This window comes from Rhodococcus sp. APC 3903 (assembly GCF_030407755.1).
Classification (GTDB): domain Bacteria; phylum Actinomycetota; class Actinomycetes; order Mycobacteriales; family Mycobacteriaceae; genus Rhodococcus_F; species Rhodococcus_F erythropolis.
Genome location: NZ_JASDCV010000011.1, coordinates 96,967 through 122,630, shown reverse-complemented (window position 1 = coordinate 122,630; position 25,664 = coordinate 96,967). Strand labels below are relative to the sequence as shown.

At 61.6% G+C, this 25,664-nt stretch carries 25 protein-coding genes; 17 read left to right on the top strand and 8 right to left on the bottom strand.

Translation table 11 applies throughout. From position 1 onward, the window contains the following. Positions 1–18 precede the first annotated feature (18 nt). Positions 19–1,239: an SfnB family sulfur acquisition oxidoreductase gene (locus tag QMA15_RS17355; RefSeq protein WP_279163473.1), complete on the top strand. Its 1,221-nt coding sequence runs from the start codon at positions 19–21 to the stop codon at positions 1,237–1,239. A 6-nt stretch (positions 1,240–1,245) separates the two neighbouring features. On the opposite strand, the gene QMA15_RS17350 is transcribed toward QMA15_RS17355, so the two are convergent. After that, positions 1,246–1,908, bottom strand: a complete 663-nt coding sequence (locus QMA15_RS17350; protein ID WP_021331743.1) for a TetR/AcrR family transcriptional regulator — start codon at positions 1,906–1,908, stop codon at positions 1,246–1,248. A 119-nt stretch (positions 1,909–2,027) separates the two neighbouring features. Here QMA15_RS17350 and QMA15_RS17345 point away from each other — a divergent pair, with 119 nt between their 5' ends. Both QMA15_RS17345 and QMA15_RS17340 read left to right on the top strand, forming a co-directional pair. Beyond that, positions 2,028–3,422, top strand: coding sequence for an MFS transporter (locus QMA15_RS17345; protein WP_279163472.1), 1,395 nt, complete (start codon positions 2,028–2,030; stop codon positions 3,420–3,422). A 6-nt stretch (positions 3,423–3,428) separates the two neighbouring features. Next, positions 3,429–4,424, top strand: coding sequence for an ABC transporter substrate-binding protein (locus QMA15_RS17340; protein ID WP_019745728.1), 996 nt, complete (start codon positions 3,429–3,431; stop codon positions 4,422–4,424). On the opposite strand, the gene QMA15_RS17335 is transcribed toward QMA15_RS17340, so the two are convergent. Beyond that, positions 4,411–5,238 carry an AraC family transcriptional regulator gene (locus tag QMA15_RS17335; protein WP_019745729.1) on the bottom strand — a complete coding sequence of 276 codons (828 nt, stop codon included), beginning with the start codon at positions 5,236–5,238 and terminating at the stop codon, positions 4,411–4,413. The two genes, QMA15_RS17340 and QMA15_RS17335, sit on opposite strands and share 14 nt — an antisense overlap. A 139-nt stretch (positions 5,239–5,377) precedes the next feature. On the opposite strand from QMA15_RS17335, the gene QMA15_RS17330 reads away from it, so the two are divergent. The 4 genes from QMA15_RS17330 to QMA15_RS17315 all read left to right on the top strand — a co-directional run bounded on the left by QMA15_RS17330 (position 5,378) and on the right by QMA15_RS17315 (position 8,866). Then, positions 5,378–6,046, top strand: coding sequence for a DsbA family protein (locus QMA15_RS17330; RefSeq protein WP_279163471.1), 669 nt, complete (start codon positions 5,378–5,380; stop codon positions 6,044–6,046). A gap of 145 nt (positions 6,047–6,191) precedes the next feature. Then, the gene (locus QMA15_RS17325; RefSeq protein WP_019745731.1) at positions 6,192–6,623 is read left to right on the top strand and encodes a MarR family transcriptional regulator; all 432 of its coding nucleotides are present in this window, start codon (positions 6,192–6,194) and stop codon (positions 6,621–6,623) included. 71 nt (positions 6,624–6,694) lie between these two features. Then, positions 6,695–7,153 carry a MarR family transcriptional regulator gene (locus tag QMA15_RS17320; RefSeq protein WP_020971103.1) on the top strand — a complete coding sequence of 153 codons (459 nt, stop codon included), beginning with the start codon at positions 6,695–6,697 and terminating at the stop codon, positions 7,151–7,153. A gap of 105 nt (positions 7,154–7,258) precedes the next feature. Then, on the top strand, positions 7,259–8,866 hold the full coding sequence (locus QMA15_RS17315) for a DHA2 family efflux MFS transporter permease subunit (protein WP_144440126.1): 1,608 nt from the start codon (positions 7,259–7,261) through the stop codon (positions 8,864–8,866). A 73-nt stretch (positions 8,867–8,939) separates the two neighbouring features. On the opposite strand, the gene QMA15_RS17310 is transcribed toward QMA15_RS17315, so the two are convergent. The 3 genes from QMA15_RS17310 to QMA15_RS17300 are packed head-to-tail and all read right to left on the bottom strand — an operon-like array spanning position 8,940 to position 11,325. Continuing rightward, positions 8,940–9,668: a YdcF family protein gene (locus QMA15_RS17310; protein WP_029256486.1), complete on the bottom strand. Its 729-nt coding sequence runs from the start codon at positions 9,666–9,668 to the stop codon at positions 8,940–8,942. A 55-nt stretch (positions 9,669–9,723) separates the two neighbouring features. Then, positions 9,724–9,996 carry a hypothetical protein gene (locus tag QMA15_RS17305; protein WP_279163470.1) on the bottom strand — a complete coding sequence of 91 codons (273 nt, stop codon included), beginning with the start codon at positions 9,994–9,996 and terminating at the stop codon, positions 9,724–9,726. Positions 9,997–10,041: 45 nt separating this feature from the next. After that, a complete protein-coding gene (locus QMA15_RS17300; protein WP_029256487.1) occupies positions 10,042–11,325 on the bottom strand; it encodes a PucR family transcriptional regulator in 1,284 nt (427 codons plus the stop codon). Positions 11,326–11,462: 137 nt separating this feature from the next. Between QMA15_RS17300 and QMA15_RS17295 the strand changes: the two genes are divergently transcribed. Together QMA15_RS17295 and QMA15_RS17290 are read left to right on the top strand one after the other, a co-directional pair. Beyond that, positions 11,463–12,338 carry an SGNH/GDSL hydrolase family protein gene (locus QMA15_RS17295; protein ID WP_279163469.1) on the top strand — a complete coding sequence of 292 codons (876 nt, stop codon included), beginning with the start codon at positions 11,463–11,465 and terminating at the stop codon, positions 12,336–12,338. 52 nt (positions 12,339–12,390) lie between these two features. After that, positions 12,391–13,767: an MFS transporter gene (locus QMA15_RS17290; RefSeq protein ID WP_020971108.1), complete on the top strand. Its 1,377-nt coding sequence runs from the start codon at positions 12,391–12,393 to the stop codon at positions 13,765–13,767. Between the two features lie 51 nt (positions 13,768–13,818). Here QMA15_RS17290 and QMA15_RS17285 read toward each other — a convergent pair whose 3' ends face one another. Both QMA15_RS17285 and QMA15_RS17280 read right to left on the bottom strand, forming a co-directional pair. Then, positions 13,819–15,069, bottom strand: coding sequence for a Tat pathway signal protein (locus QMA15_RS17285; protein WP_225989586.1), 1,251 nt, complete (start codon positions 15,067–15,069; stop codon positions 13,819–13,821). A 2-nt stretch (positions 15,070–15,071) separates the two neighbouring features. Beyond that, positions 15,072–16,400: a lipase family protein gene (locus QMA15_RS17280; protein WP_279163468.1), complete on the bottom strand. Its 1,329-nt coding sequence runs from the start codon at positions 16,398–16,400 to the stop codon at positions 15,072–15,074. Positions 16,401–16,556: 156 nt separating this feature from the next. On the opposite strand from QMA15_RS17280, the gene QMA15_RS17275 reads away from it, so the two are divergent. Genes QMA15_RS17275 through QMA15_RS17265 form a run of 3 tightly spaced genes read left to right on the top strand, consistent with a single transcriptional unit; the run spans position 16,557 to position 20,005 of the window. Then, entirely contained in the window at positions 16,557–17,306 is a 750-nt protein-coding gene (locus QMA15_RS17275) for a succinate dehydrogenase cytochrome b subunit (protein ID WP_084325459.1), read from the top strand. After that, positions 17,307–19,259 carry a fumarate reductase/succinate dehydrogenase flavoprotein subunit gene (locus tag QMA15_RS17270; protein WP_290285540.1) on the top strand — a complete coding sequence of 651 codons (1,953 nt, stop codon included), beginning with the start codon at positions 17,307–17,309 and terminating at the stop codon, positions 19,257–19,259. Beyond that, positions 19,256–20,005, top strand: a complete 750-nt coding sequence (locus tag QMA15_RS17265; RefSeq protein ID WP_047888993.1) for a succinate dehydrogenase/fumarate reductase iron-sulfur subunit — start codon at positions 19,256–19,258, stop codon at positions 20,003–20,005. The genes QMA15_RS17270 and QMA15_RS17265 overlap by 4 nt, the downstream gene beginning before the upstream one ends. 3 nt (positions 20,006–20,008) lie before the next feature. On the opposite strand, the gene QMA15_RS17260 is transcribed toward QMA15_RS17265, so the two are convergent. Beyond that, positions 20,009–21,520: an anion permease gene (locus QMA15_RS17260; RefSeq protein ID WP_279163467.1), complete on the bottom strand. Its 1,512-nt coding sequence runs from the start codon at positions 21,518–21,520 to the stop codon at positions 20,009–20,011. A gap of 593 nt (positions 21,521–22,113) precedes the next feature. Between QMA15_RS17260 and QMA15_RS17255 the strand changes: the two genes are divergently transcribed. From QMA15_RS17255 to QMA15_RS17235, 5 genes are all read left to right on the top strand, one after another. Next, positions 22,114–22,686: a transglycosylase family protein gene (locus QMA15_RS17255; RefSeq protein ID WP_279163466.1), complete on the top strand. Its 573-nt coding sequence runs from the start codon at positions 22,114–22,116 to the stop codon at positions 22,684–22,686. A gap of 85 nt (positions 22,687–22,771) precedes the next feature. Further along, positions 22,772–23,506, top strand: coding sequence for a signal peptidase I (lepB, locus tag QMA15_RS17250; protein WP_279163465.1), 735 nt, complete (start codon positions 22,772–22,774; stop codon positions 23,504–23,506). 106 nt (positions 23,507–23,612) lie between these two features. Then, a complete protein-coding gene (locus QMA15_RS17245) occupies positions 23,613–23,966 on the top strand; it encodes a glyoxalase superfamily protein (protein WP_290285539.1) in 354 nt (117 codons plus the stop codon). Between the two features lie 54 nt (positions 23,967–24,020). Next, positions 24,021–25,070, top strand: a complete 1,050-nt coding sequence (locus QMA15_RS17240; RefSeq protein ID WP_021345842.1) for a saccharopine dehydrogenase — start codon at positions 24,021–24,023, stop codon at positions 25,068–25,070. Further along, entirely contained in the window at positions 25,067–25,651 is a 585-nt protein-coding gene (locus tag QMA15_RS17235) for a TetR/AcrR family transcriptional regulator (protein WP_290285538.1), read from the top strand. The genes QMA15_RS17240 and QMA15_RS17235 overlap by 4 nt, the downstream gene beginning before the upstream one ends. The last annotated feature ends 13 nt before the right edge of the window (positions 25,652–25,664 follow it).

Here is a 25,664-nt window from a genome sequence, read left to right as displayed (position 1 = left end):
CTGTGAAACGGTGGCAGCATGACTGCTGTGGACATTCAGGAGATCGCGCACCGCATCACCAGTGAAGACGAGGCGCTCTCGGTAGCGTCACAGCTGTCCGACGAGTTCGCGGCAGGTGCCGGCGTCCGCGATGCGCAGCGCCTCCTTCCCCACGACGAGGTTCGCACCCTGGCGCAGTCCGGTCTGCTGGGGCTGTCGGTGCCGAAGGAGTTCGGTGGCATCGACGCGAGCACCGAGACGTTGGCCGAGGTCTTCCGCCTACTCGCCGAGGGCGATCCCAGCATCGCGCAGATTCCGCACAGCCACTTCACTTTCCTGGAAGCGCTCCGGTACCAGGGGTCTTACGAGCAGAAGCAGTTCTTCTACGCCGAGGCGTTGTCGGGTAAGCAGTTCGCCAACGCCCAGAGCGAGCGCGGCAACAAGACCATCGACATCGACGGCACGACTCTCACACCCGACGGGCAAGACTTTGTGCTCGAAGGTCGAAAATTCTATTGCACAGGAGCGCTTTTCGCAGATTGGATCGTGGTGCGTGCCGCCAATGCGGATCAGTTCACCGAGACCGGCGCACAGGTGAAATCCGCGGTCTACCTACCCCGGAATACTCCCGGACTGTCGATCGTCGACGACTGGGACGGCATGGGGCAGAAGACAACTGCGAGCGGAACCGTGACACTCGAATCCGTGTCGGTGCCGCGGTTCAACGTCGTACCCTTCACATCGTTGTTCACTCACCCGACCACCTACGGAGCACAGGCCCAGATTCTGCACGCGGCGATCGACACCGGCATCGCGTCGGCCGCATTGCGCGAATCCGTGAAACTCGCGGCAAAGGCGCGGCCCTTCTTCGAGGCGAAAGTCGATACAGCGGTGGAGGATCCACTGCTCGCTCAACTCGCCGGCGAAGCGGCAATCGAGGTTCGCGCTGCCAGATCCCTCTTGGCGGAAGCGGCGCGATCGATCGACGTGGCGCGTCGTAATCCCACCGAGGACTCCACGGCCCGAGCATCCATCGACGCTGCAACTGCCAAAGTGGTCGGTGCCAGAGCGTCATTGGCGGCCACGAGCACGCTGTTCGAGATCGGTGGCACCAGAAGCGCGGGCGAATCAGCGAACCTCTCGCGATTCTGGCGTGACGCACGCACACACACCCTGCACGATCCGACGAGGTGGAAGGTCCAACACATCGGCCGCTGGACGCTGTCGGGGACAATCCCACCGAGGCACGGGCTGCTGTAAACACTCTCAGTCGGAATTTGTGTATCCGCTGATCAAGACCTCGAGACCTTCCAGGTAACTCTCAGTCGTCGTCCCTCCCGGCCAGTCCTCGAGCACCTCACTGAGTACCGGCAGTTTCTCGGGACCGATTTCTCGGATCTTGACCGCGAGAGGTGACACACTGCCTTCCGGTCGTGTGGTGGTGTCGTAGATGTTGAGCAGTGCACCGAGTGTGTAGTTCCACAGCGCTCGATAGACCAACAGTGCGCGGCGCGGCGACATCCCGAGTTCGACACACGCGGCCATGGCCCGATCGACCAAGACCACAGCGCCGCTCCCGCCGCGCCCACCTCGCTGAAGCAACTCGATGATCCAGCGCTCCGATGCCAGCGTTTCGAAGATCGCGGTGAAGATCATGCGAAGCCGTTCGACCTGATCCTGCGGCAGGACCAGCGCGCCGAGATCTTGTGAGTACACATCGAGAACCGCGCTGATCAGCTGTTCCTTGTCGCCCACGTGCCGGTACAGCGCCATCGGCGTGGTGCCGAGCGACTTCGCCAACGCTCGCATGCTCAACGCGTCGGCGCCGCCGGACTGGAGTTGCCGTTTCGCCTCGTCGACTATCTGCTCCGACGTGATCGTCGGGGGACGTCCGAGCCGCGGTGATCTCGGTTCCATCTTTTCGGCCATCCGTCGATTGTGCGCGCCCCTGCTACGACGCTCTCGCCCGGGGAACCCCTTGCATCTCAGTCGTCAGCAAGGTAAACCTAACTACTTATGAGAACGCGTATACAAATTAGGTACCTGCAATGACAACAACAACTCGAGCGGTAGCCGCACCGGCTTTGGTCCTCACAGCCGCCGCGGCAGCGCAGTTCCTGGTGGCCTTCGACATGTCGGTCATCAACGTCGCGCTGCCAGACATCCAGGAATCGCTGAACTTTTCCGACGCCGGGTTGTCCTGGGTCGTCAACGCGTACGCCCTCGCCTTCGGCGGGCTGCTGCTTCTCGGCGGTCGTCTGTGCGACGTGATGGGCACTCGTCGAGTTCTGGTTTCCGGGCTTCTGCTGTTCGCCCTCGTCAGCATCGTCGGCACCTTCTCCGTGTCCGCCGAAATGCTTGTCGGAGCTCGGTCGCTTCAAGGCGTCGGCGCTGCACTGATCGCGCCGGCCGGGCTCGCTGCCCTCAGTCAGGCCTTTCCCACCGGACGCGCCAGAGCCAAGGCATTCGGCATCGGCGCAATGTCGTCAGCACTGGGCGGCGCACTCGGTGTCGTCCTGAGCGGCATTTTGACCGAAGGGCTCAGTTGGCGATGGGTGATGTTCGCCGGCGCACCGGTGGCCCTGATCGCCGCGGTCGCAGGTGCCCGTGGCCTGCCGGCCGGCCAAGCCGCTAGAGGTGGCTCCCTCGATCTCCCCGGAGCCATCTTGGCGACGGCCGGAATCACCGCCCTTGTCGGCACAGTGATCGCCACTGAATCACATTCCTGGACTTCGGGTTACGTGCTGGGTGGATTCGCACTCACGGTCGCCCTGCTGACTGCCTTTGTCGTAGCCGAAAGCCGCTGCGCCACACCACTGGTACGACTGTCCACCCTGCTTCGACCCCGAATCGGACTGGCCAACGCCATCATGTGCCTGGTGTGTGCGGCCCAGTTCAGCGCGTTCTTCTTCGTCTCACTCTTCCTGCAACGCGGGTTGGGCTATTCACCGACCACCACCGGTCTGGCTTTCCTGCCTTTCTGCTTCGGCCTGGTGATCGGCATCCTCGCGTCCACCAAACTCCTTCCGCGCTACGGAGTTCGACCGCTGCTCGTAGTCGGAACAGCAGTCGCCGCAATCGGGACTTTCATGTTTTCGACCATGAACCTCGACAGTCCCTTCTGGGCCGTCATCCTGGTGCCTTCGCTTCTGGCAAGCATCGGCATCGGTCTGTCGTTCATGCCGCTCAGTAACGTCGCCACCGCCGACGCTCCCCCCGAAGAAGTCGGCATGGCATCAGGGCTACTGAGCACATCGCGTCAGATCGGCGGTTCACTCGGACTAGCCGTTCTCGTGAGCGTCGCCGCTTCCTCGACGGCGCGTTCGGACAGCGCACCGACCGAAGCACTGGTTTCCGGATACTCCCAAGCCCTCTTCGTCTGCTCCGGCCTACTGCTGGCCGGCACCCTCCTGTCCTTCTTCTTCCCACGAATGGATCGTTGACCTCAGATGTTCACCACCCGAACCGCATTCGGCATCGTCTCGGCGCTTCTCCTCACCGTTGCCGGCGCAAGCGCGTGCAGCAGCTCCGCCGAGTCCGAAACCGCTTCTGCAACTCGCTCCGTCACACACGAACTCGGCACCGTCGAAGTTCCGGCCTCACCGCAGCGCATTCTCGCGCTCGACGAGTACGCGGGGCTGAGTGCACTCGCACTCGGCGTGAAGCCCACCGTCGTCTACAGCACCCTGCGATCGGACGTCGCCAAGTCGATTCTGCGCGAGCAGGGCGTCGAAGTTCTCGACAAGCCGACTTTCTTCGCCAACCCCGCCGTCGAAGAGATCGCGTCCGTCGAACCCGATGAGATCCTGATGAGCAATGCCGGTCCACTACCGAGCCTGTTCGCGCAGATCAATTCCGTGGCGCCAACCTTGGTCCTCCCGTACTCGGCGCCGTGGCGTGATGTGCTCGAACAAGCTGGGGCACAGCTCGATCGAGGCAGCGAAGCAACCGCCATGATCGGAAAGCTGGAATCCGGCCTCGAAGACGTCAAGTCCGCGGCTGCCGGCCAGAGCCTTGCGATCCTTCTCGGCTACAGCGGAAACCTGTTCACTGTGCCACCGACCACTCCCATCTCCACACTGGTCACCGAGGCCGGATTCACCAGGCCGGTATCGGAAGTCAACGCGACCAACAATCAAGACACCGGCACGATTTCGCCCGTCTCACCTGAACTCCTACCCGAGCATGCGGCGCAGACCGTCGCCGTACTTTCCGGGCAGCAGTACGACGCATCCATCGTGCGAAACACTCCACTGTTCGACAACCTGACACCCGACCCGGCGCACGCTCTGGACGTCAGCGGCGATCTCTGGTTCGGCAGCCATCCTTTTGCCATCTACTGGATCATCCAGGATCTGGACGGCATCGCACATGGCAAGGGGCAGAACAGCATCGGAACCCTCGACAGCGCCGACGCACGATGGGCGGCGTTCAGCGCGCTCTGACGTCCTGACGGAAGGTCAGCGGAGAAACACCCACCCGGGTGGCGAAGAATTTTGTGAAGTTCGCAGAATCGTCGAACCCCAGCTTCGACGCCACCTGGGTGACCGTGTCCGTGCCGAAAGACAGCAGACGTTTCGCTTCGAGCACCACACGCTGATCGATGTACTGCTTTGCCGTCATTCCGGCAGCAGCTCGGGTAGCCCGCAATACAGTCTTCTCGGAGTACCCGATCTTGTTGGCGTACTCCGAAACCGAACGGACCGTGGCGAAGTCACGTTCGACAACGGCATGAAACCTTTCGAACACGTCATTGTGTGCCAGCACGGAACTCTGCTCCTGTCCACCGAGGTGGGTCAGTTTCAACAGAATTGCTGTCAACGTGTGCCGCAGAATGGCCGCGCGAACGACCGGTGCAGAAGTATCCGGACAACCGTAGTTCAAGTTCAGGTGTTTCATACCCGTGCTGATGGTCTCGAGGTTCTCGCCGGACAACTGCCACGCTGCCTGCCGACTGTGAGCGTTCCCGTCCAACAACTGCTGGCTGACGGCATCGAGCGACGAGGGTGTGAACAGAACGACCATCGCCTCGAAATCCTGGATTCGCCCCCACTGTTGCACCTGCCCCGGTCTGACCCAGAACACGGTCCCCGGACTCACCGCGTAGTTGACGAAGTCGATGGTGTGTAGCGCCGAACCCTCGGTCACCAGCGCGAGTAAGTGAAACTGCGGGCGTTGGGGGCCGACGAACTCTGCACTACCCCCGTTGATGCGAATGGTGTCCAGGCTGAGTACTTCGATCTCGGTCGCGTCAGCCACCGAAGACGCGTACCCGACGTCCCGGACGGGTACTTGTCTGTTTTTCACTAGTTCGGGACTCATCTTCACCGTGACCGAATACCCGAATGCGACATACCGTCAGAGTATCAATCAGTTCGCGCTCGGATAGGAATCAACAGTGCAATCGACAGGCTCGAAAACAGCAGGCACGACGCAACTCACCTACGTCTTCGACGCCTATTGCGGGTGGTGTTTCGGCTTCGGCCCTGCTTTGACGGAGTTCGTCCGTCAAAATGCCGATTCCATCAACTTGTCCGTGGTCAGCGGCGGACTGTTCACCGGTGACCGCGTCGCACCCATGTCTTCGGCTCCGTACCTGAAATCGGCCAACGCCACCATCGCAGCCCAGACCGGCGCCGCTTTCGGTGACGGATATTCACAACTGGTGTCTGACGGGCGGTTCGTCATGGATTCGACGGATGCTGCGATCGGACTCGCCGCGCTTCGCACACAAGATCCGACTCGCGCACTCGACATCGCGGGGGCCATGCAGACCGCGTTCTACCGAGACGGTCGCAGCCTCTCCGATCCCGAGACCTACCGCGCCATAGCGAAATCGCTCGGGCTCGAACCATCTGCCGCAGTGTCTTCCCTGTTCACCGCAGATTCGAAGGACGCCGCCCGCGCCGATTTCGTCCGGGCACGCAGGCTCGGCGCCACTTCGTTTCCGACGCTGCTGTTCCACGGGAGCGACGGGTCCGTCGTGAAATTCGGTTCTCCGACCAGTACAGCGGCCGATCTCACCCGCGACCTGAACACGTGCGTGCGGGCGTATGCGGTGGCTTGACCCACCCACTTTCCGAGCGAAAGGTACGTTCAGCGCCTTCAGTACGCCGAACGTACCTTTCGCTCAGCGTGACTTCACCCAAATCACTCCGGCCCCCCTTCTGGTTTGATGAACACCGAACGAATCGCACCAAAGGGGAACGACAGTGGTTTCAGATCCGATCACGGGCCTGGAGATGGAACTTGCCGACATGTGGCAACGAGGACGCGCCCAGGCGCGCACCTATGCGCGTGCAATTCATCCCAAACTCGATCCGGCGCTCTACCCGGTTCTTGTCATCCTGAACCGTTCCGATGCCGTGCGGATGTCCGACTTGATCTCCACGCTCGATATCGAGAAGTCCACCCTGACCAGGCAAATTGATGCCGCAGCTCGGCTCGGCCTGGTGGAACGGATCCCCGACCCCGACGACGCTCGCGCGAAGCTGGTGACCCTGACCCCTGAGGCTCGGACGAAGCTCACGACGATCCGCAATCATCAGATCGATCGTTGGCGCGCCCGACTCGCAAAATGGGAAACTGACGACATCACCACGCTGACGGCCTTGCTGCACCGACTGGGCAGTTCCGAGGACTGACAACAAAGTAGTTGTGCAGTGCAACCAACTTGATCTATAGTTGCAAATATCAACTATTCAAGGGGGTGGCCGTGATCACTCACGACAGTGCCGAGGCAATCCTCGACAACCTTCGCGCCCTAGTCCGGCGCCACCGCGAGGTTTCGTCGACCGGCTCACGCCAACTGTCCCCCGGCATGTTGCCGGACCCACTGGGCGCCCTCCTCTCGCAGTTGTCGGCCGCAGATTCCACGAGATCGACGGATCTGGCGGAAAAGTTGAGAGTGACAGTCTCGACGCTGAGCAGACAGATCACACACGCCGAATCTTGTGGATACATTCAGCGGCGACCGGACCCGGACGACGGACGGGCATCGCTCCTGTCCTTGACTCCACTCGGCGTCCAGACCCTGGTCTTCCATCGTCGCGCCCAGGCGCAGCGACTCATCGACCATCTCGACGGATGGACCGAAGAGGACGCCGTCGACGTCGCATGTGCACTCGATCGACTACGACGCTCGACCTGCCCAGAGTCCCACGCGGCGCACTGACCGACGCTGCACGATCAGATCGAATCATTCTCCGATGCAAGGACATTCATGAGTTCTTTCACGTCTACCGACGTTCCACCATCTCAGTCATCGACCAATGCGCCGATGACCCACAAGCAGAAGATCGAGGCACTTGTCGGGCTCCTACTCGGCATGTTCGTCGCATTCCTGTCGTCGACGATCGTCTCGAATGCACTCCCCACCATCATCACCGAACTACACGGCACCCAGGATCAGTACACCTGGGTCGTGACGGCAACGCTGTTGGCTTCCACCGCAACAACTCCCATTTGGGGCAAGTTCTCGGATCTGGTGAGTAAGAAGCTGTTGGTCCAGCTGTCCATCACGCTGTTCACGATCGGCTCGATCCTTGCGGGCATGTCGCAATCGGTCGGCATGCTGATCGGTTTCCGCGCTGTTCAGGGACTGGGCCTCGGCGGATTGCAAGCCCTCGTGATCATCGTGATCGCGGCGATGTTCAGCCCGCGTGAGCGTGGTCGATACCAGGGACCGATCGCAGCCGTCATGTCCGTCGCGACAGTCGCCGGCCCGCTGATCGGCGGCCTGATCGTGGACACTAGTTGGCTCGGCTGGCGCTGGACGTTCTTCGTCGGCGTGCCGCTGGCAGTCATCGCATTGATCGTCGTGCAGCGTACGTTGAACCTCCCGATCGTCAAGAAGGACGTCAGCATCGACTACGTCGGTGCAACCCTCATTGCCGCCGGTGTCAGCACTCTTTTGATCTGGGTCACTTTGGCAGGTAAGAACTTCGAGTGGGCTTCTGCGATGTCGTTCTTCCTCGTCGGACTCGGCGTCGTGCTGCTCGCCGCAGCGCTGTGGGTGGAAAGCAAGGTCAAGGAACCCATCATTCCGCTCCGCCTCTTCCGAGATCGGACTACCACGCTGGCAACGCTGGCAAGCATCGCCGTCGGCGTCGCAATGTTCGGCGGAGCAGTGTTCTTGGGTCAGTACTTCCAGATTGCCCGCGGCTACTCTCCCACTGCCGCAGGTCTTCTGACACTGCCCATGGTGATCGGTTCCATGCTCTCCGCCGGCCTGTCCGGGGCAATGATCACGAAGTTCGGGCGCTGGAAGGGCTTCCTGATCGCCGGTGCCGTCGCAATGTCGGCAGGCTTCTTCCTCCTCTCGACCATCGATCACGCGACGCCGATGTTCTGGGTCGGACTGTTCCTCTTCGTGCTCGGCGCCGGGATGGGCATGGTGATGCAGAATCTTGTTCTCGCAGTTCAGAACACCGTCGCGCCTAGCGATCTCGGCACCGCAAGTTCGACGGTCTCGTTCTTCCGCTCACTCGGCGGCGCGGCAGGCGTGTCCGTCCTCGGCGCAGTGCTCTCCACTCACGTTGCAGATCTTACGACCAAGGGACTCAGCGCAATCGGGGTCGATCTGAGTGCGTCCGGAGGATCCGGCGCAGGGCTGTCGAACCTCAACGAACTACCCGAAGCGATCCAGGATGTGGTCCGCGCTGCGTACGGCGATGCCACCGCACGGGTCTTCCTCATCGCCGGAATCCTGGCTCTGTTGAGTCTGATCGCGATCGCCTTCATCAGGGAGAAGGCGCTTCGGACGGAAAGTGGTGACGAGCAACTCCTGGCGAAGATCGCCGTTCCCGGTGAGATCGATTCCGACACCATCGATGCCGAACTTGCGCTTCTGACCGAAGGTGACGACGAGTTTCAACGACGCAAGTAGCACCCACAAACAGTTCCGCGTACCGTCCGGGTGATTCCGGCGGTACGCGGAACTGTATGGGCAGCTGGGTGAGTCAGGTCGCAGCGATCACGCCTGCGACCGGGATCCGGCCGAGAACTGCAACCCGGAAGTCCACCATCGCGCGTTCCACGTGATTGGCGCTCGAAACCACAACCACGCCCGTTGCTCCTCGATCGGCGAGAATCCGCGCAGAGTTGAGCGCGTTCTCCACCGTGGACCACGACGTTCCTTCTTCGGTGATCCGGCCCGGGTCGACGCCGTTGGCGACGAGCCACTCGCGCATCGCCCTGGCTTCCGTCACTCCGGCCTTCGGGGCCCCACCGCTCGTGATGATCGGAGACTGCGGGTACTGACGAGCCAGCTGCAGCGCCGCCTGAAGTCGGTCGACCAGCATCGGACGCATCGTGCCGTCGTCGAAGAGGCCGGCGCCCAAGACGACGATGTTGGTACCCACCGGGTTGAGGTCGAGCAGCACGGGCGACTGGCGCGTCAGCGTCTCAGCACTCGTGCACGCAAGGATGAGAGACCGCACCGGCGTCTGGCAGCCGCCGACAGTCGACAAGATACCGTTGACGACCGTGGTCGGTGTGATGTCGGCGCTCGCTGTCGCCGGCGAAAGGCCCACGCCAGCTGCGGCGATCACCGAAGCAGCGATCAATCCCTTCGTCACAGACCTGCGAACATTTGCCATGTAGCCGAACCCCCAGATTGTCGGTTGTCCAGCACACGGTAGCGAACATTTCGCCACGGTTGCATCATTTGACTCAAATTTACTGTTCACTGACCGTCACACAGACTAAACATAAATATTGGGCAACAATTCGGGTTCGAAACCGTCATCTACCAGCATCTCGTATCGACGCGCCCGCCGCATTACCTATCTGAGCAGCAGAGTCACCGAGAAGGTTGACAACGCGGAACGGCAACAATTCGTTGTCACAGATCACGATGTTGCATCCAGGTGTTCCCGCCCGCCCCGTCCCGGCCGAGTTGTCGAAGATCAATTCAGGGTTCGCGAAACCGACAAGCTCTGCCGGGTCGTCGACGGGCGGACCACCCGAACCGTGTGTGGGTGGCCCGACATACGGCGCCTGGCCATGTCTCCCCACCGGATCGCCAGCCCTCCGGCTCGTTCACCGAGAACCACAGACGCATCACGTTTGGGAAGAGTCCGCCTCCATACCGATTGCGCGACGCGCTCCCAGCGCCATGGTGACTTGCACAAGATCCTTCGGAGACGACAGGTCAAGTCCCGTCAGGGAACTCGCCTTTCGCAGGCGGTACACCACTGTGTTCGGATGTACGTGTAGCTGCCGGGCGGTGGCGGCTCGATCGAATCCGGAGTCGATGAAAGATTCGAGCGTCTCGAGTACCGCGCTATCGGACTCCAACGGCAACAACACATCTGCGAGTATCGGCAGCGCAGCACTGAAGCGGGTCAGTTGATACTCCACTGCAAGATCCTCGAGACGGACGACCCCACTGGTGCGTCCGTACTTTCGGGCAACGTTCAGCACCTCGCGCGCCTGCGTGACGGCCGCTGGAATTGCCGTGGGCGCCGCGACGTGTACAGCGGCAACCGTCGATGCACCGATGACCTTCTCGAGATCACCCAAACGTCGACACAATGACAAATACTGCGGACTCGACGCCCAGTTTCCCTCTGCGGGTTCCGATTCCACAATGGGAATCAGTACGGCTCCGCCGCTGCTCCCGAGCACCCCGAGGGCTTTGTCACGTCCCACCTGATCGAGCTCTCGTTGCAGGTGGCGCACCTTCCTCCGCTCGGCGACGGCAGTGTCCACCTCGGTCGAGGACTCGTCGTCATTCCGCTCGACGTGCAGAGCCACCACCCAGTACAGGCGCGCCAACCTGATTCCCACCTCGTCGGAGACGCGATCCACGTCGACACCCGTCGAAAGTGCTACGAACAGGGACCTTCGCGCCGAATCCTCGTCCGTCTGGGTGGCGTGGTCGGAACCGTAGCCGGCAAGAACCGCGGACGTGGAGGCCGCGGTGTATGCATTCAGGAGTCGTCCGGTGCGGGCAAGTGCAACACCGTCTTCCGGGACCGCCCATTCGCTGATCGTCTCCCACCACAACCCTGCTGCCAGGTGATATGCGCGCAGTACCTCACTGAGCGGAACCAATTCCTGCGCCCGTTGACGAGCCGATTCGCTGATGTCGGCGAGCAACTCGGGCGCCAGATCTGCGCCCGTCCGGAGCATCGAAATGAACAGTTCCAAATTTCGCCTCACGATGGTCGTCACGTCGTTACGCAACGCCTCGTCCGGAAGCAACCGGTAGAAGGTGACGTCGCGGTGGACCAGATCGACCGTCGCATTGACCAGCGGATGGGTGCGTTGCGCCAATCGGTCGGCTAGAGATCTGCCGCCAACCACTATCGGTTCGAACGGCAGATCTTTGTTTCCTGACACAAAACCCTCCACAGAATTGAATTGCCACCACAAGGCCGACCTGCCTTTTTCCTATCACTATGTAACCCACGCCACTCTCGAATTCACAATCAGCGGCGTACCTGGAAGTCCCACCTTCGACCAAATAGGAGCCTCGAGTGACGTGGAAAACGCACAGCGCAGCCATTCTGGCAGGCGTCGTGGCTGCCGGTTCGATCGCGGCACTCGGGACCGGTGTGTCACATGCCGAAACGCATGCCAGCCCCATCCAATACGTCGCTCTCGGCGATTCCGCGGCGGCCGGCCCGCTGGTCGCCGAACAAGATTCATCGGCGCCGGGCTGCCTACGATCACTCGACAACTACCCTTCCGTGGTGGCGCAAAGACTCGACGCTCACCTCACGGATGTGACCTGCTCGTCGGCGCGATCCGCCAACGTCACGGACACCGCACAATCGACGTTCTCCGGTCAAGTACCGCCGCAGGAAACAGCATTGGGGCCCGATACCGACCTCGTCACCATCACAATCGGCGCCAACGACATCTCGTTGTTCCCGACAGTTCTGAGCTGCGTAAATCCTCTCCCCGAACCCACCGGAACGTCCTGCCGTGACAAGTTCACCGCAGGCGGCGTCGACCAACAGCGACAGTTGGTCGAAAATGCCTCCGCAGGTTGGAGTTCCATGCTCGAATCGGTTCGCGACCGGGCGCCCTCGGCGCGCATCGTCGTGATCGGATACGGAACATACATCGCCCCCGACGGTTGCCCCGGCACCCAGCCGTTCTGGCCGCGCGACGCCGACTATCTCCAGAGTGTGATCGACTACGGCAACACGGTCATGGCAGCAACGGCGGCCCGTCACGGCGTCGAGTACATCGACATCACCGAAGCCACTGCCGGGCATGACATCTGCACTGACCCTGCCACTGCTTACTACACCGGAATCGTCCCTGCCCAGCCGGCGGTTCCACTGCATCCCACTGCGGCCGGGATGCAGGCGATCGGCAAAACCGTCGCCGACGCTCTGTCCTGAGCCTCTCCCCCAACACAATTCATTCAGCACTCGCGAAAAGGGTGGAACAATCATGTCAATTCAACGAGACGCTCCGCCGCTGCCGTCCATCGACGGCGCCCCTGTCGGAACACGCGACAAACTTCTGGGCGGCACACTCGTCGCACTGTTTCTCGCAAACATGCTCAACTTCTTCGACCGGGCGATCCCCTCGGTCGTTGCCGAGCCGATCAAGAACGAGTTTTCGCTCAGCGACTTGCAATTGGGATTGATCACCTCTGCATTCACCCTCGTCTACGCAGTCGCAGGGCTGCCTCTGGGCCGGTTGGCCGACACGAAGAACCGTCCCAAGATCATCGGGATCGGACTCCTGGTGTGGAGCGGACTGACGGCAGCAACCGGTGCCGCCGGCAGCTATGTGCTGTTCATCCTCGCGCGTCTAGGCGTCGGTGTGGGCGAAGCGACCTTCACACCTGCAGCCAACTCGATGATCGGTGATATCTACCCGGCAGAACGACGCTCACGCGCACTTGGTGTCTTCATGCTCGGTTTGCCGATTGGCCTCATGCTCGCCTACTTCACCGTCGGCAAGATCGCCGAGGCATTCGACAGCTGGCGTGCACCGTTCTTCCTCGCGGCGATTCCCGGTGTCCTGCTGGCAGTCGTGCTCTACCGCATGGCAGATCCGGTTCGTGGAGGTTCCGAAAGTCCGGAGGCCCGCGCAGCCGCTGTTTCACAGGCACCGATCACCCGTCCGATCCGTCGTCTGCTCGCAATTCCCACGCTTCGTTGGCTCATCCTTGCCGGACTGACGTTCAACTTCGCCGCCTACGCAGTGAATTCGTTTGTCGTCCCGCTTCTGATGCGCCAGTACCACCTGAAACTGACTGCTGCGGCATCGGTCACCGGCATCATCGTCGGAATCACGGGCCTGATCGGATTGCTTCTCGGCGCTCGCTACGCTGACAAGGCAAGCGCACGCTCACCGCGCGCACGGTTGATGATCGGTGTCGGAACCTCGGCATTGGCAGCACCTTTGACGGCACTGGCACTGTTGCAGCACGGCGGGAACGTCGTGATGTTCACGCTCTTGTTCTCGGCCGGGTGGTTGTTGGCCTACGGCTTCTACATCAGCGTCTACCCTGCCATTCACGACGTCGTGGTTCCCAGGCTCCGAGGCACTGCGACGGCGTTGTTCTTCGCTGCCATGTATCTTCTCGGCGGATTCTCGGGACCAGTTGCCGTGGGCGCGATTTCGGACTGGTTCGCCAAGCGCGCGCTTGCCGATGCCGGTACCGGGAAGTTGGCTCAGTACGCCGGCGACGGGTTGAACTCGGCCATGTATCTCGTGCCGATCATGTTGGCGCTCACTGCGGTATTCATCTACCTGGCCACTCGCACTGTCGGCAAGGACGCCGCACGTATGCAAGCGGAGCTGAGCCAGGCCTGACCCAGGAGTTCACGGCGGTGGCGGAGCCCCGAGGCCCCGCCACCGCCGAGTTCAGTTGACCGTGATCGCCAGAGTTGCCAGCATGGACCGCAACATGTCCGGCAAGCGAGCGATCATTCTCTGCTCGGTTATCCGAACGGAGACGGGCGCTGCCAGCGTCGCTCGCCACAGTTCCGGTTGATTGTTCATCAGGTTGTTGTAGACCGGGAGCAGCTGACCGTTGATGTAGGTCCAACGACCGTCCCGGTCCGCCCAGTTGAAGTCCGGAAGCGGTGTTTGCACAACGGCATTGCCCACCGCGAACGAGAGCGGGTTCGACTCACGCGGCGGTACGACGCCAGGCATGGACGGTGATGCGGCGAAGGTGGTCAGGTAGGTCAACGAGCGTCCGACGCTGCCGCGGTAGGCCTTCGCCTCGTCCCACTGATCACCCACCGACTGGTACTGCTCACGGCGCAGCAGACGCACATTGCCGTCGAAGACCGACTCCGGTGTCCCCGAAGCAATGTTGTCCCACGCGATACGGGCGTTCTCGTCGAGCAGCCCTGCCCGATCGAGTTCGGCGATGCCGTCGACACCGTCGTGAACCCACGCCATGTGCATGGGAATCAGATCCGAGAAGATGTGCTTGCTCATCGCAATCACTTTCCCCTGGAACCACATCACGTCCTCGGGGCGGATGTCGTGGCCGACCTGGAGCAGCGCCGCAACGTCCTCGGGTGCTCCCATCGACGTTGCGACCGGCGACCCGATGCGGTCGATCTCTCGCCACACCAGTGCCATTGCTTCGCTGATCGCTTGAACTTCCAGCACAACCCGCCCGTAGTCCAAGTCGAGGAGTCCACCGGCAAAAGCGGGCCCGACCATTCCGCCCATGCCTGCCCACTGCAGTTCTTGATGCTCGAGCTGCAGTCGCTCGTAGAACTGGAAAGTGTTGGTGAGGTTTCCGAGATTCGCGTGCACACCGTCGAACGGAGTCCACGAAGCGAGATCGATACCTGCCGACTCCGTCCCGACTGCGAGCCAGTACTGCTTGAGCAGTGTCTGATAGCGGTGCGGAGCCACTCCCGATGCTCGGGCGGTATCGACCAAACTCCGCAGCGTCGCGGAATCCGACGGCAGTGAAGGATGCAGACCCCCCGCGGCTTCGGCGTTTGCGTTCACCGCTTCCAGGTCGAGGTACCTGTCGAGTTCACCAGTACCCGCAGACGCCCGGCCTCCCAGTACGACCGCACCGCCGATGCCTGCCGAAGCGACGAGAACCGTGCGCGCGAAATCCCTGCGTGTCAAAGACTTCCGCATACTCATTTCCCTTCGGCCTCGTCGAACGTCTTCGCCAGCCAGGCGATGTCCTGCATACCCAGCTGATCGGTCACCGTCTTGTACAGGTTGGTCACGTAATCGAGCGGCCCGCACTGCGACGGGAGCAGGTCCACGTCGCCGCCGTCTGCTCGATATGTCTGCGCCAATTGCTCTGCCTCACTGAAGGGAACGAGGAAGTCGTCCTCACAGGAAGAAATCAGAAGCTTCGAAGCCGGTACCTGCTTTCCCAATGTGTTGTCCGCGTACGCCGCGGCCAGTGCCGGGATCGTTCGGGGCGCCGGGTTGGTGAGCAGGACGTCGAAGGGAACGAACGGGAGTCCGAGGTAGAGCGCCTGGCAGGACGCGCGGAATGCTGCGGCGACGTTGTGACCGATCGGAGTGAGATGATCGTCGAGCCGAACGTCGGGGTAGCCCGCGTCGAATCCGAGAATGCTCGAGAAGACGAAGCCGGAACCGATCCCACCGGCCGCCGTCTCCTCGAAGGTTGCCGGGTCGATCATCATCGCCTGGATGGCGCTGGCCTGCACGTTCAGTTCCGGCGCGTAGTCATGCGCCTGTTCCGCGGCAAAGCCCGCTGCGACACCGCCGCCGGCGACACCGTAGATGCCCACAGGGGTGTCTGATTCGAGACCGGCCTCCGGAAGCGCGAGTGCTGCCCGAACGCCGTCGAGCGTTGCCTTGCCCGAGAACTGTCCGATCGAGAACGGATGGGGAGCAGTGTCGCCGTCGTTGCCGACGTCGCTCATCATCACTGCCCAGCCGTGACCGAACATCTGGGCCACCGGGCCGAGCGCCGAGAACATCGCCGGGTCGCTCTGATTGCCGCCGGTCCACTGGTGACTTGGTGCGCAGTTCGCACCCAGACTGTCGTTCGCTTCGGCATATCCGATGATCTTGCGATCGCCTGGCGCAGTTCCGTCCTCGGGGATCATCAGAATTCCGGTACTGATCACCTGGCGACCGAAGTGATCAGTGGTTGTGTACATGAGTTGGTGAGCCGAGACCACGTCAGGGCGGACCTGGTAGACCTGAACACTGACCGGACGCGCTTTGAGAAGGGTTCCGGGGGCGGTGCCGGGCTCGATTTCGGGCTCGTCGAACCACGGATCGTCGGACGAGAGCCCGAGTGGCGTCAATTCGGTAGAGATATCAGCGCCTTGAAGTGCCTTCACGACCAACGGGTTGAACACGTCGGCCAGGTCGACGGTCTCCTGCGCACCAGCCGGCGACCCCACCGCAAACAAGGCCACTGCCAGGGCCGATGCCGTTCCGGCGCGCCATGACCACCGTCGCCACGTCGAGTCAAACATCGTTCACAGGTTCCTTACTTTCGGGTAATGAGCACCCCTACACTCCCATTCACCTGCATTAACAGACAAGTCGGGCACCGGTCCGTTGGCCGAAAACCTCGATCAGGCTTAGGCTGACGGCACCTGTCCGGCAAGTCTGGCGTGGGAGGTTTGTCTGTGAGTGCTCCGACCCGTGTATCGCGAGCTACCGGCGATTCACCTCGCGCTCGACCGCGGCCGTCCAATATCACGTGCAAAATTCTGATGGCCGTGACGGGACTGATCTTCGCCGCTTTCGTGCTCGTCCACATGATCGGAAACCTGAAGGTCTACACCGGGGCCGATCACTTCGACGACTACGCACACTGGCTACGCACAGTGTTCGAACCCTTCCTGCCATACGAGGGACTTCTGTGGATTCTTCGCATCGTCCTGCTCGCGTCATTGGTCGCACACGTCTGGTGCGCCTGGTTGCTCACCGTCCGTGGCCGCCGAGCTCGAGGGAAGTTTCGACGTAAAAGCTTGGGAATCAAGTCCTTTACCGCGCGCACAATGCCCGTCACCGGAGCAGTGCTGCTGCTGTTCGTCATCTTCCACATACTCGACCTCACCACCGGAACCCGCCCCATCGGCAGCACCGAGTACGAAGCGGCCACGCGCACGCAGAGTTACGCATACGACAACCTGATCGCCAGCTTCGAGCGTCCACTGGTGGCGTCGTTCTACATCGTCGCGATGGCTCTGCTGGCAATGCATCTCGCGCACGGACTCTGGAGTGCGGTCAACGATCTCGGCGTGACCGGCCAACGGCTGCGCCAGATTGCCGTTGCACTCTCCGGAATCTTTGCGCTCGTCGTGATGGTCGGAAACATGTCGATCCCCATCGCGGTGATGACCGGCGTCATCTCGAAGACAGGAGCGTCATAAGTGAACAGCTTCGAACTCGACGATCTGCGCAGCATCGGGACGCCGGTGGACGGTAAGGTCCCAGCCGGCGATCCGGAGACAGCCTGGCCCACTCGCAAACTCGACTACAAGCTCGTCAGCCCGCTCAACCGGCGCAAGTTCACGGTCATCGTCGTCGGTACCGGACTCGCCGGCGCGGCCTGCGCCGCCTCACTTGGTGAACTGGGCTACCACGTCGAATCCTTCACCTTCCACGATGCACCGCGCCGTGCACACAGCGTCGCCGCGCAGGGCGGCATCAACGCCGCTCGTGCCCGAAAGGTGGACAACGACAGTCTCGCCCGCTTCGTGAAGGACACCGTCAAGGGCGGCGATTTCCGCGGCCGCGAGGCCGACTGCTTCCGACTCGCAGAGGAATCCGTACGCGTCATCGATCACATGAATGCCATCGGAGCACCGTTCGCCCGTGAGTACGGCGGCACTCTCGCTACCCGATCCTTCGGCGGCGTACAGGTGTCGCGCACGTACTACACGCGCGGGCAGACAGGCCAGCAGTTGCAGATAGCGTCGTCGCAGGCACTGCAACGTCAGATCGCAGCCGGAACGGTCAACCTCCACACCCGAACCGAGATGCTCGATCTCATCGTTTCGGACGGCCGAGCACAAGGGATAGTCACACGCGATCTCGTGACCGGTGAGATCGGCGCCACCACAGGCCATGCCGTCGTACTGGCCTCCGGTGGGTACGGCACCGTGTTCCACAAGTCCACACTTGCGAAGAACTCCAACGCCACCGCCGCATGGCGAGCGCACCGACGCGGCGCGCTGATTGCCTCACCCTCGTTCATCCAATTCCATCCGACGGCACTTCCCGTCAACTCCGAGTGGCAGTCGAAAACCATTCTGATGAGCGAATCACTACGCAACGACGGCCGGATCTGGGTACCGGCCAAGCCCGGAGACGATCGCGAACCCGGCGACATTCCCGAAAATGAGCGCGACTACTACCTCGAGCGCAAATATCCGGCGTTCGGGAACCTCTCTCCCCGCGACGTCTCTTCACGGGCCGCCCGCGAGCAAATCGACTCCGGTCACGGCGTCGGCCCTCTGAAAAACAGTGTGTACCTGGATTTCCGCGACGCATTGGCACGGCTCGGCCGCAAGACCATCGAGGATGGATACGGAAATCTGTTCTCGATGTATCGCGACGCCACCAGCGAAGACCCCTATACGGTGCCGATGCGCATCGCCCCCGGAGCCCACTTCACCATGGGAGGACTGTGGAACGACTACGACCAGATGACCTCCATCCCCGGCTTGTTCGTCGGTGGCGAGGCAGGGTGGGGATACCACGGGGCCAACCGCCTCGGCGCCAATTCGTTGCTCTCGGCATGCGTCGACGGCTGGTTCACCCTCCCGTACGCGATTCCGAATTATCTTGCGCCGCTACTCGGATCAGCACCTCTCGAACTTTCCGATCCCGCCGTGACGTCGACGCTCAGTGACGTGAGCGGTCGGGTGGACCTGCTGCTCTCGGTCGGCGGAACACACGGCCCCGACAGGTTTCATCGACAACTGGGCGAGATCCTCTATGCGGGTTGCGGTGTCACCCGAACGGCCGAAGGCTTGACCAAGGCCATCTCCGAAATCCGAGCATTACGAGGCGATTTCTGGTCGAACCTACGAGTCGCCGGCAGCGGAAACCAGTTCAACCAGGAGCTGGAAAGGGCCGGCAGGGTAGCCGATTTCCTCGAACTCGCCGAACTGATGTGCGTCGATGCTCTCGATCGTGACGAGTCCTGTGGAGCGCACTTTCGGGCCGAACATCAAACTCCCGACGGCGAAGCACAGCGAAACGATCAAGACTGGTGCTTCGTCTCCGCGTGGGAAACCGCCAAGGACGGCAGCCACATTCGACACGACGAGCCGTTGTCCTTCACCGCTGTTCCACTGCAGACGAGGAACTACGTATGAAAATCACCGTGGACGTGTGGCGCCAATCCGGACCGGAGTCGTCCGGTGCATTCGACACCTACCAAGTAAACGACGCGACAGTGGAGATGTCACTGCTGGAACTTCTCGACCGACTCAACGACCAACTCGTGGAGAGCGGCAACGAACCCATCGCCTTCGATTCCGACTGCCGAGAAGGGATCTGTGGGTCCTGCGGCATCACGGTCGACGACGTTCCCCATGGGCCGGTTGCGAACACTCCCACGTGCCGTCAGCACCTGCGCAGCTTCTCCGACGGTGACCGAATCAAACTGGAACCGTTCCGCTCCGCCGCTTTTCCAGTGGTCCGCGACCTCGTGGTCGATCGTTCGGCTCTCGACCGGGTCCTCGAAGCCGGTGGCTATGTATCGGTCAATGCGGGAACTGCACCGGACGCAGACAGCCAGCCGCTCTCGCATCAAAGTGCCGAAGCTGCACTGGACTTCGCCGCGTGCATCGGCTGCGGCGCTTGCGTAGCAGCCTGCCCCAACGGTGCCGCGCACCTCTTCACCGGTTCCAAACTGACCCACCTGTCCCTCGTCACGCAGGGACGCAACGAACGTGGCAAGCGGGCCCGAGCGATGTCGCACCAGATGGAGGCCGATTTCGGGCCGTGCTCGACCTACGGTGAATGCGCGGAGGTGTGTCCCGCGGAGATACCGCTGACCGCGATTGCCGCTGTCAACAAGGAATCGATGCGATTCGGATTGCGGCGCAAGGACAACTGAGCCTCACCAGGCGCCGATCAGCTTCATCCACGCGCCGCCGATGATCGTCCAGATCAGGATGATCACGACGCTCATCACGAAACCGATTCGGAACCATTCCGAGGTCTTGATGTATCCGGAACCGTAAATCACTCCGGCCGGACCGGACGCGTAGTGCGAGATACCGCCGAACAGGCTGCCGATGAAGCCGAATACCAGGGCTGAGAACAGCGGCGGTGCACCGGTTGCCACCGCCGCGCCGAGAAACACCGCGTACATCGCGACGATCTGCGCGGTGTTCGACGCAAACAGATAGTGCGCGTAGAAGTACACCAAGGTCAGGATCGCAAAAGCCCAGATCCACGGCAAACCGTCGACGCTCGAGGAGACCTGGGTTCCGATCCACGAGATCACGCCGAGTTCTTCGAGATGGCTTGCCATACCGACCAGAACGGCAAAGAACACGAGCGTCTGCCAAGCCCCGGTGTCGTGCACCAGGTTGTTCCACGTCAGCACCTTGGTCACCAACAGGATGCCGATTCCGACAAATGCTGTTGTAGTGGCATTGACGTTGAGCTGCGAGCCCAGGCACCAGAGCACCAACAGCAGAACGAAGGTGGCGGCCATGATCTTCTCGTTGCGGCTGATCGGACCTGCCTTGCGCAGTTCCTCCCTGGCTTGCTCGGGTGCTTTCGGAGTCTTCAACATCGTGGGCGGGAAGATCTTCGACATCACCCACGGAATCGCGATGAGACTCGCAATTCCCGGAACCGATGCTGCCAGCGCCCATTTGCCCCACGAGATGTCGATGCCGATCTTGGCCGCCGCATCGACGGCGACGGGGTTACCCGCCATGGCGGTAATGAACATCGCGGAGGTCACGACGTTGACTTGCAGCGACGTGAGCAGCAGATATGCTCCGAGCTTCTTGCGAGAGTCCTCGGGCTCGGGATTGGAGTCCTCCAACTTGCTCAGTGAGACGATGATCGGATAGACGACGCCACCGGCGCGGGCCGTGTTCGACGGTGTCGCCGGAGCAAGTATCAAGTCCGTCAACGCCATTCCGTACGACAATCCGAGGCTCGACTTGCCGAGTTTGGTCACGAACATGAGTGCAACCCGTTTGCCGAGCCCAGTGACCAGAAAGCCCTCGGCGATGAAGAACGACGCGACGATCAGCCAGATCGTGGTGTTACTGAAGCCGGACAACGCTTCTGTCGGCGTCTCCGTCTGGGTGATCATGGCGATCGACAGGCCCACCAGCGCCACCGAACCCGTCGGCAGTGGTTGCAAAATCAACGCCACGATGGTGCCGACGAAGATTCCGAGCATGTGCATGCCCTTGGGGTCCACACCGTCCGGAACCGGCATGAAATAGATGATCAAGCCGAGGATGACGGGCACCGCAGCCGGGTAGTACCGCCTGAGCACCGATTGTTTCGACGGCTCCGTCGGCGGTGTGTTGGCCGGCGGTGTTCTTGCCGGCGGTGTCGTTCCAGCGAGAGACTCGGTGCTTTCGGATTTGGCCTCGGACATGTACATCTCCTCGACTTCTCGCCCCAGGTGATCGCCCCAGATCATTGTCCCCCAAACGTCCGGTTTTCGTGCGGTCAATCGAAGGTCGAGAGAATGCCCTCCTGCGGTATCCGATTCTCTGGATTCCGCAGGAGGGCTCATCCCGGGGCGCAGACAGCGGCCCGGGTCGCGACACATCTCCCTCATAAGGGTGCGCCAATCGATCAACAGGAGGCGCCGGCGTGCCGCAAGCTTGAATCTCGAAGAGATCCTGTTTCGGTGTTGTTTCAGCATGCCAATCGGTGCTCGTCTGCACATGGGTCGAATGGCCTGTTCAACTACCTGTTTCCGCTCAGCACCGAGTACGCCGACGTTTTGTGTCGGTCCACAAAACAGGTATGTAACCGGGTAATTGAGCCGTTGTCGGCAAGCGTGTGAGACCGCGAATCTAGTCACGCCTCCGAACTGCAATCTGGAGACGAGACCTTCACAGTCTGTCCACCTCAATCACATTTCAGCACTGACGATTTCGTCTACCGCGATATGCAGCAGAACACTCGAGCCGCACGCCGAGCCGAGATCGCTGTCCCGTCAGACCGATCAAGGAAAATATCATGGGAAACCACCGGAAAAACAAACGTTCTCACACCAAACGATTCGTCACGATAGCCGCAGGAGCAGGCGTTCTGACAATTGGCGGCGCAATCGTCAACACCGGCGTAGCCAGTGCGCACGACTGGTCGCAGGTGGCCATGTGCGAGAGTTCCGGCGACTGGAACATCAACACCGGCAACGGCTTCTACGGCGGACTTCAATTCACGCAGTCGACGTGGGATGCATACAAACCGGCAGGTGCACCGGCTCGCGCCGACTTGGCGTCGACAGCCGATCAAGTCGCGGCCGCGGAAGCAACCCTCTCAGCTCAAGGCATCGGCGCGTGGCCGGTATGCGGTGCTTACCTAGGTTGGGGCGGCACCACCCCTGATTCGACCTCCCCGACTCCCTCGACGGTAGCGTCGGCCGCGGCCGAGCCTGGCACAGCGGGCAACACGGTGACAGTCTCCGAGGGCGATACGTTGTTCAACCTTGCTGCTGCGAAAGGTATTCGTTGGCAGGATGTTTGGTTCATGAATGCGTGGATTGCCGATCCCGACCAGATCCGTGTGGGTGATGTGATCCGATTCTGAAGCAAATCGGCCGACAAAGTAGACCCTCGAATCGAGAACGTCGGTATCGGACCGCCGACTGGTTGCGCCATCTATTGTCGGGAATGTGACGGAATCCGATGCCCACGAAGACTCGACTGAATCGACGACGCCTGATCACCCGAGAAAACGTCCACTGTGGCGTGAGATTCTGATCCTCGTTGTGGTCGCACTCGTTCTGAGTGTTGTCATTCAGAACTTCGTCGGACGTATATTTCTGATCCCGTCGGAGTCCATGGAACCGACACTTCACGGATGCACTGGCTGCACCGGAGACAAGATTTTCGTCGACCGGATCAGCTATAGATTCGGGGATCCACAGCCTGGGGATGTGGTCGTGTTCAAGGGACCCGAATCCTGGAACGACGAGTATCAATCCATTCGATCGGACAACTCGGTGGTCCGGGCACTTCAAGGTCTCGGATCCATCGTCGGTTTGGTCCCGCCGGACGAGAACGATCTCGTGAAGCGGGTAATCGCGGTCGGTGGGCAAACCGTGCAGTGCCTGTCCGAGGAAGAGGGGCTTCGAGTGAACGACAAGCCGCTGACCGAGCCGTACATCGACAATCGCATTCCGGGCAACGGTACCTCTTGTCAAGGAAGGTATTTCGGGCCGGTCACGGTTCCCGACGGGAACCTGTGGGTGATGGGCGACAACCGCGCCCATTCGAAGGATTCACGTTTCCATCTCGATGACGAACGCAGCGGAACGGTGCCGATCGACAATGTCATCGGCAAGGTTCAATTGATCGTCCTTCCCTTCTCCCGGTGGGGCACCGTGGGCTCGTTCGATCCGCAGTGACAGATCGAATCAGCCAGTTAGCCCGCATCTTCGGACGGCATAGTCGACATGACTCCGCTTTCGGACGATCATCGAGCACATCTGTTGCCGAGGGTAGGAGAACCACATGCGTGCACGACGGATCACCGCCAATCTCAAAGTCGCCGATGTCGGAGCCGCCAAGAATTTCTACTCCGACTATCTCGGCCTGAGCACCGAAGAGTTCAACATGGGGTGGGTCGCTCGCTACACCTCTCCCGACACCGGCGCGAACGTACAACTCGTCACGCACGACGCCACTGCAGCCGAGGACTCGGTCATCTCCGTCCACACGGACGACGTCGACGGCGCCTACGAAGAGGCCCGAAGGCGCGGCTACGAAATCGTGCACCCCATTACGACCGAAGAGTGGGGTGTTCGCCGATTCCTCGTCCGGGCGCCCGACGGCAACATCGTCAACATCGTGCGACACCGGGACTGAGCACTGGAAAGACCCCATTCGACGTTTTAGGTCATTTGACCTAGAGTTGAGTGCATGACCGATTCATTGCAGTATTCAGCCGACGGCCCGATCCTCGTAGCAGGCGGATACGGAACCGTGGGCAGCGCCCTGACCGCCTTGCTCGCCCCCGACTTCCCACTACTCCTCACCGGACGCACCCCCGAGCGCGGCAACGAACTGGCCAGCCGTCACGGCGCTTCCGTTCGCCGCTGGGACCTCCTCGACCCGACGCCCTTCGACGCGTCCGTACGCGCGGTCGTGTCGACGGTCAACGATCCCCACGATCGTGTCCTGTCCGCCGCCGTCGAGGCCGGAATTCCCTACGTGGACATCACCCGCTGGACAACCCGCGTCGCTCGCGCCGCCACTCTGGCGGGTCAGAAGTCGCCGAGCGCACCGGTGTACCTGTCGTCTGGATGGATGGGCGGAGTCACCAATGTCGTCGCCGCAGCGCTGGCCGAGGAACTGGGTGGCGCGAGCACGATCGACGTCTCGATTCGCTACGACGTCAACGACATTGCCGGGCTCGACTCCGTCGACTTCATTGATCGTCTCGGCCAGGATTTCGAGGTGATGCAGCAAGGAAACCCGATCACCGTCAGCCCGTTGACGGATACACGCTGGGTCGACTTCCCCGGATCGCGCACCAAGGTCGGAAGAATCGACACTCCGGAACAATTCACGTTCCCCATGACCCTGGGCGCCGAAACTGCCAGCACTCGAATAGGTTTCAGTTCGCATGCATCCACAACTGCGCTGCTCGCCGCCAAGAAGGTGGGTCTGTTCCGTTGGGGTCGCGGCGACCGCTTCACACCGCTACGACGCGGACTCCTGTACTCGCCTGGCAAGGGCGGGAGCGCGCAAGTACGCATCGACGTCACCGGCCCGAGCGGCACGACAAGCGCAACAATCGTCGACCCGCAGGGCCAAGCTCACCTCACCGCGGTGGGCGGCGCGCTTGCCGTCAGACAAGCCTTGGCGGACGATGCCCAGCCTGGAGTCACTTTCCCCGAGTCGCTTCCGAACCCGCGCCGCACCGTCTCCGAGTTGGAGAGCTTCGGGGTGGCAGTATTGCGGGCATGACCCCCTCCAAGGGCGCCGCCCGCGCGGAAGCACTTCTCGACGCAGCAGAACAGGTCCTCGCCACGCAGGGCAATGCCAACTCGGCGATGCGCGATTTCGCAGCCGCAGCCGGAGTGCGGGTGGGGCACCTGCAGCACTACTACCCCACCCGTGCAGATCTCATCCGCGCAGTCATGTCACGGGCATTGACCCGCTCACTGGATCGCCTTGCCGTCGTCACGGATACGGATCAGAGTCTTTCCCGTGAGGAATCCGAACACTTCATCGGAGTCCTGCTCGGAGAACAGGACGACCAGGCCACGGTGCGTCTGTACGTCGAAGTATGGGCCATTGCGGCGGCGGACCAAGAAGTGGCGGTCGTGGTTCGAGACTTCTACGCGCAGTGCATCGCACACGTAGAGCGCGCTGTTGCGTGTGCGCAACCGGATCTGGATGCGGCGGACCTGGGCGCGGCAGCGCAGACCATCGTGAGCCTGCTCGAGGGTTCCGCAATTCTCCGATCGGGAATCACCGGCCGAAAGTCCAAGGCTTCGGACCGAAAGCTCGTGGACACACTGCAGTACCTGATTCACGGGTCCTGACTCGGACGTATCG

What these genes read in the sequence shown, in the direction of transcription:
- QMA15_RS17345 (WP_279163472.1), top strand. Translation starts at nt 2,028, where the DNA reads ATGACAACAACAACTCGAGCGGTAGCCGCACCGGCTTTGGTCCTCACA.
- QMA15_RS17255 (WP_279163466.1), top strand. Translation starts at nt 22,114, where the DNA reads ATGGGAAACCACCGGAAAAACAAACGTTCTCACACCAAACGATTCGTC.
- QMA15_RS17340 (WP_019745728.1), top strand. Translation starts at nt 3,429, where the DNA reads ATGTTCACCACCCGAACCGCATTCGGCATCGTCTCGGCGCTTCTCCTC.
- QMA15_RS17260 (WP_279163467.1), bottom strand. Translation starts at nt 21,520, where the DNA reads ATGTCCGAGGCCAAATCCGAAAGCACCGAGTCTCTCGCTGGAACGACA.
- QMA15_RS17285 (WP_225989586.1), bottom strand. Translation starts at nt 15,069, where the DNA reads ATGCGGAAGTCTTTGACACGCAGGGATTTCGCGCGCACGGTTCTCGTC.
- QMA15_RS17265 (WP_047888993.1), top strand. Translation starts at nt 19,256, where the DNA reads ATGAAAATCACCGTGGACGTGTGGCGCCAATCCGGACCGGAGTCGTCC.
- QMA15_RS17240 (WP_021345842.1), top strand. Translation starts at nt 24,021, where the DNA reads ATGACCGATTCATTGCAGTATTCAGCCGACGGCCCGATCCTCGTAGCA.
- QMA15_RS17245 (WP_290285539.1), top strand. Translation starts at nt 23,613, where the DNA reads ATGCGTGCACGACGGATCACCGCCAATCTCAAAGTCGCCGATGTCGGA.
- QMA15_RS17290 (WP_020971108.1), top strand. Translation starts at nt 12,391, where the DNA reads ATGTCAATTCAACGAGACGCTCCGCCGCTGCCGTCCATCGACGGCGCC.
- QMA15_RS17235 (WP_290285538.1), top strand. Translation starts at nt 25,067, where the DNA reads ATGACCCCCTCCAAGGGCGCCGCCCGCGCGGAAGCACTTCTCGACGCA.
- QMA15_RS17280 (WP_279163468.1), bottom strand. Translation starts at nt 16,400, where the DNA reads ATGTTTGACTCGACGTGGCGACGGTGGTCATGGCGCGCCGGAACGGCA.
- QMA15_RS17350 (WP_021331743.1), bottom strand. Translation starts at nt 1,908, where the DNA reads ATGGCCGAAAAGATGGAACCGAGATCACCGCGGCTCGGACGTCCCCCG.
- QMA15_RS17315 (WP_144440126.1), top strand. Translation starts at nt 7,259, where the DNA reads ATGACCCACAAGCAGAAGATCGAGGCACTTGTCGGGCTCCTACTCGGC.
- QMA15_RS17355 (WP_279163473.1), top strand. Translation starts at nt 19, where the DNA reads ATGACTGCTGTGGACATTCAGGAGATCGCGCACCGCATCACCAGTGAA.